General features: G+C 39.3%; 9 protein-coding genes and 1 pseudogene. All 10 read left to right on the top strand.

Annotated features, from left to right (window positions below):
* Positions 1–364 precede the first annotated feature (364 nt).
* The 10 genes and pseudogenes from SSCH_RS02265 to SSCH_RS02220 all read left to right on the top strand — a co-directional run bounded on the left by SSCH_RS02265 (position 365) and on the right by SSCH_RS02220 (position 9,202).
* A complete protein-coding gene (locus tag SSCH_RS02265; RefSeq protein WP_052835214.1) occupies positions 365–1,495 on the top strand; it encodes a nuclear transport factor 2 family protein in 1,131 nt (376 codons plus the stop codon).
* Positions 1,496–1,628: 133 nt separating this feature from the next.
* Positions 1,629–2,742 (top strand): annotated as a pseudogene (locus SSCH_RS02260) (ABC transporter ATP-binding protein).
* 27 nt (positions 2,743–2,769) lie between these two features.
* Positions 2,770–4,098 (top strand): ABC transporter substrate-binding protein, encoded by a 1,329-nt coding sequence (locus tag SSCH_RS02255; RefSeq protein WP_084710863.1) that lies wholly within the window; start codon positions 2,770–2,772, stop codon positions 4,096–4,098.
* A gap of 40 nt (positions 4,099–4,138) precedes the next feature.
* Positions 4,139–4,726, top strand: a complete 588-nt coding sequence (locus SSCH_RS02250) for a carbohydrate ABC transporter permease (protein WP_044664049.1) — start codon at positions 4,139–4,141, stop codon at positions 4,724–4,726.
* Positions 4,719–5,054, top strand: coding sequence for a carbohydrate ABC transporter permease (locus tag SSCH_RS02245; RefSeq protein ID WP_044664048.1), 336 nt, complete (start codon positions 4,719–4,721; stop codon positions 5,052–5,054). Before SSCH_RS02250 ends, SSCH_RS02245 begins: the two co-directional genes overlap by 8 nt.
* Before the next feature lie 30 nt (positions 5,055–5,084).
* A complete protein-coding gene (locus SSCH_RS02240) occupies positions 5,085–5,933 on the top strand; it encodes a carbohydrate ABC transporter permease (protein WP_044664047.1) in 849 nt (282 codons plus the stop codon).
* Between the two features lie 364 nt (positions 5,934–6,297).
* The gene (locus tag SSCH_RS18720; RefSeq protein ID WP_044664046.1) at positions 6,298–6,579 is read left to right on the top strand and encodes a hypothetical protein; all 282 of its coding nucleotides are present in this window, start codon (positions 6,298–6,300) and stop codon (positions 6,577–6,579) included.
* On the top strand, positions 6,572–7,468 hold the full coding sequence (locus tag SSCH_RS02230; RefSeq protein WP_052835213.1) for a uroporphyrinogen decarboxylase family protein: 897 nt from the start codon (positions 6,572–6,574) through the stop codon (positions 7,466–7,468). Before SSCH_RS18720 ends, SSCH_RS02230 begins: the two co-directional genes overlap by 8 nt.
* Before the next feature lie 398 nt (positions 7,469–7,866).
* On the top strand, positions 7,867–8,274 hold the full coding sequence (locus SSCH_RS02225; RefSeq protein ID WP_044664045.1) for a cupin domain-containing protein: 408 nt from the start codon (positions 7,867–7,869) through the stop codon (positions 8,272–8,274).
* An 85-nt stretch (positions 8,275–8,359) separates the two neighbouring features.
* A complete protein-coding gene (locus SSCH_RS02220) occupies positions 8,360–9,202 on the top strand; it encodes an HpcH/HpaI aldolase family protein (RefSeq protein ID WP_084710861.1) in 843 nt (280 codons plus the stop codon).
* The last annotated feature ends 120 nt before the right edge of the window (positions 9,203–9,322 follow it).

Below are 9,322 nucleotides of genomic sequence, written 5' to 3'. Positions count from 1 at the left end.
GTATGCTAGAGATTTGACCTTATAAGAAGTTGACTGTTCTATGACATGTAGCTACTTTACTGCTTCATCAATAGTGTTTGTATATGTAACCTGGTAACAGTTCCCGCATTTACCTTTACCTATTTAACTTATTGGGAGTTCATTTGTTTTTTGTGTTTTTATTGTATGTCATTAATTACATATAAGAATGAAAAATCTACAATTTTATTAATGATGTAAGAAGGAAGAGGAAAAGTCAAATGAAGTCTGTAGTCAAGTATTTCAACGACGATGGTGATTAGAATTGCTTGGCATGATATTTGCATCAATAAATTAATGAAGATATTAAAATAATCGGATACTTAATTGAAGGAGGAGTAGTTGGTTGAGTGATCAGGAAGAACGCATCGACACAAAAGCAAATAAAGATAACTCAATATTAGATAAGATGTGCATTAACTCAGGTAACAATAAAGTTTACTACGGCGATAGCTGGGAAGTCAACAGGGTTGGCTACAGTGATTACAACGAAATGGCAGTAAAAAAGTCACGTAAGCAAAGTATGCAAGGTTTTGATGAAGACTATTCGGATATTGTTGATTATATTCTTAAGATCACCCATCGTATCTGGGAAGAAAAAGGGATTGGCTTAATTTATAGATACTATCACAATGAATCAAAAGTACACTCACCAATTCTAACTAATACAGGTATAAATTCGGTCATATCAGGTACTCTTCAGACGTTACACTCTTTTCCTGACAGGAGACTCATTGCTGAGAATGTTATTTGGTCAGGGAATGACCAGGCTGGTTTTTTTTCATCACACCGAATACTTTCAACGGGAACCAATATGGAAGACAGTTGTTTCGGCCCGGCGAATGGGCGAAAGGTTGTGTACAGGACTATTGCTGACTGTTGTATTTTTGCCAATAGAATTCATGAGGAATGGTTAGTAAGAGACAACCTCTATTTAGTAAAACAACTCGGTTTCGATCCGGTAGAAGTTGCTAAGAAGTTGGCGATGAAAGGGAGGGAGAAAGCACCTGCCTTTCAGTCGAATTTTGGAGTTGGTGAAAATATGGAAGGTCAATACATGCCGAATGTTTTCATGACCAAAAAAGATGATAAATTTGAAATCGGAGAATTTATTTTGGAAATGTACAACAAGGTTTGGGAATGGAGACTTTTCAACTATGTAAAGGATTTTTATGCAGATAACGCCACAGTTCACTTTATTTGCAACAGAGATCTTGTTGGGCACAATCAAATTCAGGGAATGTTGATAAGTCTTTTTGCTAGTTTTCCGAATGCAAGGTTTGTCATTGATAGGGTTACTTGCAATCAGAGAAATTCAGAAGACGACTGGGATGTCGCTGTTAGATGGAGATTATATGGCCTTAATGAGGGAATAGGTTATTTCGGTTATCCCAGTGGAAAGCCAGTGGAGATAGTGGGGATTACACATTTTAGGGTTTATAAAGAAAAAAATCATCGAAGAATGGATGGTTTTTGATGGATTGGATGTTCTGAGACAAATATATATTGATTCAGCCGATAAATTTGAAAGTAAGTCATCGGAATAAAATTGAAATTGTATACGCTCCAGAGTAGGTCGAAGAGGTATACCATTAGGGGAGGGTATAGCCATGGCTAAAGTTGTGCTGGAAGATGTAACAAAAAAGTTTGGTAATAACATAGTTGTAAATAAGCAGTGTTTGGAAATTCAAGATAAAGAATTTATAATCCTCGTGGGCCCTTCCGGATGCGGAAAATCCACTACTTTACGAATGATAGCTGGCCTGGAAGACATTACTAGTGGAAACATTTATATCGATAATGATTTAGTAAATGATGTTCCCCCCAAGGACCGTGATATAGCAATGGTTTTCCAGAACTATGCCTTGTATCCGCACATGAACGTCTTCGGCAACATGGCCTTTGCTTTAACACTCAGAAAGGTACCCAAGGATGAAATCAGAGAAAGGGTCGATATTGCCGCAGAAATGCTTGGTATTAAAGATCTTTTGGATAGAAAACCGAGCCAGTTATCCGGAGGGCAAAGACAAAGGGTGGCTCTCGGTCGGGCTGTAGTAAGGGAGCCCAAAGTATTTTTAATGGATGAGCCACTTTCCAATCTTGATGCAAAGCTAAGAGTTCAGATGAGAACAGAGATTCAGAAACTCCATGCGAGATTACAAACAACCATCATTTATGTTACTCATGATCAAGTTGAAGCGATGACTATGGGTGACAGAGTAGTAGTTCTCAATAAAGGTGCGATTCAACAAGTAGATACACCGCTCAATCTATATAACAATCCTGTTAACATGTTTGTTGCTGGTTTTATTGGATCTCCTGCAATGAATTTTGTTGATTGTAAGTTAGTTAAAGAGAACGATAAATACCTACTGGTTAATGAAAAAATACGTCTTATTTTAAATAAAGAAAAAATTACTAAAGGTATTAAAAACCACATTAATCAAGATGTGGTGTTGGGTATTAGGCCAGAACATATTGCCGAAGATAATAATGCTGGAAAGGTGGGTGAGAATCAAAACTTAGTAGATGTTCTTGTCGATGTCGTAGAACCAATGGGATCAGAAACTTTTATCTATTTCGATTTATCTGGTAAGACCTTCGTAGCTAAAGTAGGTTCTAAAACCGGCGCAATGGTTGGTAAGGCGATCAATTTTTTTTATTGATGTTAATAAGGTTCAGATTTTTGACCCTCAAACTGAGGATAATATAAGCCTCAGATAGGGATCCTGGCGATAGAAAGGAGATTATATGATGAGAAATACTACTAAGAAGCGAAACATTATCTTTACTGTGATAACTATTATGTTAATAGGTGTAATGGTAGTGGTTGCTGGTTGTGGTGAAAAAAACAATAGTGATCCCCAAGGGAATAAAAGTAAACCGTCTAAGCTAAACATGATGGGGATGCGTTTTGGTGCGATGGAAGTAATAAGTAAAAATATGACTGAAGCCGGTAAACAAGAGGATATAGATGTTAGTGTCAAGCTGACCGGGTGGGATGATTTAGAAAACCAGTCCAAGGTGATTTTGTCGGCAGGCGGTAATTCTCCCTACGAGATACTCCATGCTTATAATGGTTGGTTACCGGAGTATATTGAAAAAGATTGGGTATTACCATTAACTGAATATTACATTAAATATAAGGACAAATATGAGCTAGGCGATATTCCCAAGGAACTGATAGATGTTGTAAGTAAAGACGGGGAAATTTATGCAATACCATTCCAGCAAAACGTCCAGCATCTATTTTACAGAAACGATCTTTTTGAAAAATATAATTTGCAACCCCCAAAAACCTTTGATGATATGTTTGCTGTTCTAGATACATTGAAAAAGAAGGGTGATACACAGTATCAATTTGCCCTGGCCTTAGGTGGAGCAAGTGGTGTGGCTACCGAATTTAATAATGCTTTATTAGCTTATGGTGGGGAGTGGTTTGATGAAAATGGCAACCCACTTTTTAACAGCAAAGAAGGTGTAGAAGCAGTCAAGTTTTTGAAAAAACTACTTCCCTATATGCCTAAAGAAGTTCTCTCTTATAGCAACAATGATGTATCTGTAGCCTTACAACAGGGTAATGTTGCTATGGCTAACCTATGGACAACCCGGTGTGCTGAAGTAGAGGACAAGACTGTTTCTCGTTATACCGGAAAATTCGGATATGCTGCACCGCCATCTAGTACTGAAGGAGGTATACCATTTACCAATTGGACGCAGGATATGTTCATCATACCGAAAAATGTAGGTACGAACCCGGATTATGTATTCCAAATAATAGCGAAGACTCTGAGCAAGGAAAATATAGAAGAAATAGCACCTTTGACAATGGTTGGACGGAAATCTGTTGCTGATAATCCCGAAATACAGAAGAAGTGTCCGAATTACAAGGCGGCAATGGAAACCATAGATAACGGCGCTAAGGCATATCCCCTACTTCCGTATATGGGCCCGGAACGCTTAATAGTTGGACAGTATGTAAGTGAAGCTCTTGCAGGCAAAACAAGTCCAGAAGAAGCTTTGGAAAAAGCTGAACAAGATGTGATAAAGGACATGAAGGATAAGGGTTATCTTAAGTAATTAGTAATAAGTGAAAAATAATTGTCAGGTGGCGGTTCTTTTGAAAAACCGCCACCTATTCAATCAAACTATGGCTGAGGGGAAGATTACCATGCAGATGACGAAAAAAGAGTTTATTGGCTATACGGCACCCAGCCTCGTTGTTATGGTTTTGCTGATGATAGCGCCCTTAATTTTAACACTATTTTTAAGCTTTTTTAACGTTGCCTACGGCACAGCTGCCCAATTCGTAGGTCTTAAAAATTTTATAGAAGTAATTGCAAGTTCGAGGTTTTGGAACGCAACAGCTTTTACATTATTTCTTACCGTTGTCACAACTGCAATTAAACTGTTTATAGGCTTTGGTATTGCCATGCTTTTGTATAAAGCAGTTAGATTTAGGGGGGTATTTATTTCTGGAGCTTTGCTCCCGTTTATCATACCTCCTGTGGTAGGTACGTTACTTTTTGGATGGTTATTTAGGGAAAACTGGGGGTACTGCTCTTATTTACTTTCCCAGATCGGTATGAATATTAGTTGGTATTCAGATCCCTGGGCAGCAAGATGGTTAATTATGATGCATTATATCTGGCAGGGTGTGTCCTTTGTTTTTTTTGGTACTATATGCTGGCCTACAGGCCATGCCTAAAGAATTTATGGAAGCAGCTGTTGTAGATGGAGCAACTGCAATTCAAAAAATAAGATATATAATAGTTCCCTACCTTAAGCCGCTATTTCTCTTTATTATCATGGTCAATGTCATGGACGCTTACAGAATATTTGATAATATAGCGGTTATGACTAAAGGTGGACCTGGGTTAGCAACCGAATCATTGATGTTCTATAACTATGATATTGCTTTTGGTCGAATGAATATGGGTGCTGGTAGTGCGGTAAGCATTCTAACTATGGTTGGTATCTTTATCTTGTTGGTTCCATTTTTATATATGACTTACAAAGAACAAACAGATAGGTAAGAGCAAAGTTGTCGTGAAAGGAGAATGTCAATGGAAAAGATTAAGACGAAACGATTTTTTAAGTGCTACACCCAAAAAACTTTTATTTATGGGCTTTTGCTTATTTGGCTGGTTATTAGCATATTTCCCTTTTTATGGGCAGTAATAACCTCGATCAAATATCCTGTTGATGCTTTCGCCATACCACCAGTATGGGTCTTTAAGCCTACACTAAGTGCTTATCAAACCTTATGGATCGATGGAGAGTTCTTTCATTACCTGTATAATACTTTGGTTATTTCACTTGGTAGTGTAGCGATTTCGTTGATCATTGGTTGCCCAGCGGGATATGCCCTTGCCAGGTACTCAAAAAACAGCAGCTTTTATTTGCTGTTAGTTGCTATCGTATTTAGGGCACTCCCCAGAACTCTGTTTATTTTGCCGTTTTATTATATTGCAAAGATAACAGGCCTATTTGACACCAAAATCTTACTGATATTGATAATGGTATCAATTAACCAGCCATTTACTATCTGGATGCTGCGCAGCTTTTTCAAAAACATTCCTGAATCTTTAGAAGAAGCTGCTATGGTAGATGGATGTACTCGTTCGCAAGCTTTTATGCGTGTGATCTTCCCAATTATGGGGCCTGGAGTTATAACAGCAGGGATTTTTACATTCATTCTTGCTTACAGCGAATATTTTATTCCGGTGGTACTGACAGCAACACGCTCAGTTACCATGCCAGTTGCTATAGCGCAGTTTGGTGTTGATGCCGTTAAGGAGTGGGCAATTTCTGCTGCTGGTGCGGTATCTATTTCGTTACCGGTTGTTCTTATCGTAATTTTCGCTCAGAAGTATATTGTTGAAGGTCTCACAGCTGGTGCAGTTAAAGAATAAAATCAAGTTTACCTACTTGTTTACTGGTGCATAATATTTACCGTGTCTAAAGCCCTGCTTTTGGTTCCACCTTATGCCAATGATGAGGGTTCTAGTTGGTAATATAATCATTGATGATCTCCAGAGCTTGGAACATCCCCCAATATTAGTTGCTACTACAAGATGAACTAATAACGGTATATGATGCGTAATGACATCTCTGCACATTAGAGTCATCTTGTTAATTGTGGTATTAAGTATAGCTTTAATTTTATTGTTTTAAGCATTCACAGGGTTGGGATAGCATGAATTGCAAGATCAAATGTTGAACGTATGTTTATCAATGTTCTACTAAGACAAATATATTGTAAGGAGCAAGAGGCTGATGGCAAAACTTACTTCAAGAGAAAGAATAATCAGAACACTTAACCATCAGGAACCAGACCGCGTTCCGATCGATATCGGCGGTATTTCCACTCTAACAACTTTACACAGGGATGCCTATAGCAAACTCAAGGATTACTTGGGATATAAGAATGATCAAGTAACGATCACATCAAAGATGTCCCAATCTGTTTTACCTGACGAATATATTCGCCAAACGTTTCAAAGCGGATTGCTACCCACTTTATACCACCGGGCCAAGGCCGGAATGGATAATGCATAAAGAAGAAGATGGCTCCACCTGGTATAAGGATGAGTGGGGGGTAAAGTGGTGGTGTCCAGTTGGTGGGTTGTACTTTGATCCTGTGGGATATCCGCTTAAGGGATGTTCAATTGAGGATCTGGAGAAATACCCCTGGCCGGATCCTCGGGATCGGCGCTATGTGGAGGGTTTAAAGGATAAGGCAAAAGATTTATATGAAAATACAGATTATGCACTGGTTTTGAGTGGCCCCTTTTATGGAGGTATATATGTACCTTGCCAATGGCTGATTGGGTATGAAGACTTTTTCCTCCAAATGATGATGAATCCTGAGTTTATACAAGCATTGTTAGACAGGATTGTAGAATATCATCTGTGCCAATGGGATATCATTTTGGGCGAGGTAGGTAAGTATGTTCAGGTTGTTCTCCTATCGGATGATTTGGGAACACAGCAATATCCCATTATGCGCCCGCAACTTTACAGGGAGTTGATCAAGCCTGCCCAAGCAAAAGTAACTAACTTTATCAAGTCGAAAGCTGATGTGAAAATTGTTTATCACTGTGATGGAGCGATTAGAGAATTTATACCGGACTTTATCGAACTTGGATTCGATGCCTGGAACCCGATACAGGTATCTGCAGATGGTATGAACGATACAGCGTGGCTTAAAAAGGAATACGGGGATCGGATTTGCTTTTGGGGTGGTGGCTGTGACAGCCGTACTGTGCTATCCAAATCGCCAAAAGAAATAAGAGAGGAAGTAAGAATGAGAGTTAATGATCTGGCGCCTGGTGGCGGACTGATCTTATCTTCGATTCATAATATCCAACGGGATATCCCTGCAGAAAACGTTGTGGCTTTATATGATGCTTTTTATGAATTTGGAAGTAAATTTTATAAAAGTTAGAGCTTCATAGTTAGAGTCAGCAGTGGAGAAGTGCCTTTTTGTAGAGAATGGGAGGAAGAAGCAGTAAATAATGACAGGTTATATAAAGATCTTACAAAGGTTGAATATTTTATAGCCTAAGGAGTTCTACCGCACCTATCTGGTAGGACCCGGTATAGGTTTACCCGTTATGATACCCAGCCACCAAAACATTTTGAACCTTTAAAAGGTGGTCCTTTAGATAGAAAAATGGCCATTGGATGAACAGCAGTTTAAAGAAAGATCAAGGTTTATTATAAAATAGCCGTTTAGGATGAAGAAATTTTGATTACCAGGAGAGCAAGCTTTTAGGAACTTAGCTTGTACTGATGACAGAATTAGATGTTTAATAATTTTAATAATATAGGGAGGAGCAAAAAATGGATTACTTCAAAAAGATTCAAGAAACAGCTTCAAAAACAGTAGCAGAACCAAACAAGCGGAACCTGCAGGTCGTTTATACACCTCAAAATGATGAGGGTGTGCAGGATTTTACATTGCTGATCTCAACACTCTATCCTCTAAATGGGCAGACCGATTTCCACACCCACCCGGTGGATGAGATGATTATTATCGATTCTGGAAAAGGTGAACTGATCATTGAGGATCAACACTATTCTTTGGAGCCAGGTATGGTGCTATATGCCCCTGCAGGTGTCAGGCACCAGTGCAAGAACTACGCAGCTGAGAGCATGAAGATGTACTGTTTCTATATTCCGGCATTACCTGACGAAGGTGTCGAGAATATGCTTGAAGGTGCAAAGGAGTTATCTAAGATTACCGAATAATTGGCTTAGGGTGTATGGTATATATATTTAGCAGTAGTGTTTATAAATAATTTTATCAGACGTATCATTAAAAGGAGTGTCATAGTTGTCGAATCCAGTTAAAGAAAAAATCTTAACAGGTAAAGCAGCACTAGGTTGTTTTGTTAATTTTTATTCTCCAACAGTTGTTGAGATGTTGGGGAATGCAGGTTACGAGTTTATTGTGTTGGATAATGAACACGGGTGGTTTAACCCCGCAGAGGTAGAGAATATGATTCGTGCCGCTGAGGGGGTAGGGCTTGTTCCTTTCGTAAGGGTCGACTACGATAATTCTGCTATTCAAAAAGTGCTCGACCGGGGAGCCAAGGGGATTCAAGTGCCTATGGTGAACACCAAAGAAGATGCGGAGAGGGTTGTGCACAGAGCAAAGTACCCCCCAGTGGGCCAAAGGGGCGCGGCATATTCTACACGGGCAGCCATGTACGGCAAGTTCGGAGGGAAAAGATATCTTGACCAGCAGGATGATGACGTTTTAATTACTGTGCATATTGAAACTCCTGAAGCTGTAGAAAATTTTGAAGAGATAGTTAGTGTACCCGGGATAGATGTGGTATTTATAGGACCGCTGGACCTGGCCATCAATATGGGTTACAAGGATGACGGTCCGAAACACCCGGAAGTCCAGAAGACAATCAATGGTTTATATGAAAAGGCCAAAGCAATGAATGTTCCTATAGGTACAATTGCCGGAGGCGCAGCAGTTGTACCTAAAGTAATGGATAAAGGTGTTTTATATGTGGCCACTGTAATCACATCACTTTTGTCAGCTACATTTGCTGAAGTGGTCAACGCTAAAACAGGAGTAGATAGGTTGTCGCCTCTCACTCCCAATGGACGGGGGGAGAGGTATTTTTTTCTTGCTTTTTATGACGTAAATGATGCATACTGATTGACATATGGATTATTTATTGACATGACAATCATCACGGAAGGATAAATAGCGAGAAGGGGAACCCCTATGGCACGCCCGCCAATCCCCCTTCCCTAAAAACACTGAAACTGAATCTTA

It is taken from the genome of Syntrophaceticus schinkii (assembly GCF_000946815.1).
GTDB lineage: Bacteria > Bacillota > DSM-12270 > Thermacetogeniales > Thermacetogeniaceae > Syntrophaceticus > Syntrophaceticus schinkii.
The sequence above is the reverse complement of the archived record's forward strand: the minus strand, read 5'-3'. Positions and strand labels throughout refer to the sequence as shown.